Genomic DNA, 639 nt, shown 5'->3' with positions numbered 1-639 from the left:
CAAAGTGCTACTTACACTGCCTTTAGCCGTATGCGATACGCATTAAAAAACGTCACAGCGTCCGCCTACGGCGTATGAGCATTGAATGGGAGGCTTGCCGCGTGAGGTGGCTCATTTTGGTTTCGCTTCCTTTGCTCCTCATGGCGAGTTGCGCAACCCAGACTCAAATGGCGTTGGATGCAGAGGTGAGACGCCTGTGCGCCATCGACGGCGGTATCCGGGTCTACGAGCAGGTGAAGCTGCCGGCGGAGGAGTTTGATAAGTATTCCAAGAGGAATTGGATTTTGCCCACCTGGGAGCAAATGACGCTAACGGATAACTACTACGTCGAAAGAGAAACGCATTATTACAGGAAGGGCAGTCCTGAAGTAGCCAAAACAGTAAGTCGCATCTTGCGTCGTTCTGATGGAAAAGTTTTGGGTGAGTACATTCGCTATGGTCGGGGTGGTGGCGATCTTCCTGGTCCGTGGCATGGCTCTTACTACTTATGTCCTGACCCGACGAAGTCGAGCGGATTCGAAACAAAAATCTTTATAAAGGGAGAGTAACACATGAGTATGCTTGCGGCGGTCACGTTTTTTTGGACAGTCGGGTAAGCTAAAGCTGCCCGGTTGAAAGGAACGGGAAGCATGGGAGCAA

The 639-nt window shown here is 51.2% G+C and carries 1 protein-coding gene; it reads left to right on the top strand.

Going from position 1 to position 639, the window contains the following annotated elements:
- The first annotated feature begins 101 nt into the window (after positions 1-101).
- The gene (locus ACTFO6_RS17460) at positions 102-548 is read left to right on the top strand and encodes a hypothetical protein (protein WP_439935702.1); all 447 of its coding nucleotides are present in this window, start codon (positions 102-104) and stop codon (positions 546-548) included.
- The last annotated feature ends 91 nt before the right edge of the window (positions 549-639 follow it).

Origin of the sequence: Pelomicrobium sp. G1 (assembly GCF_051905455.1) — a bacterium.
Lineage (GTDB): Bacteria > Pseudomonadota > Gammaproteobacteria > Burkholderiales > UBA6910 > Pelomicrobium.
This window is presented reverse-complemented; position numbering and strand designations above follow the sequence as displayed.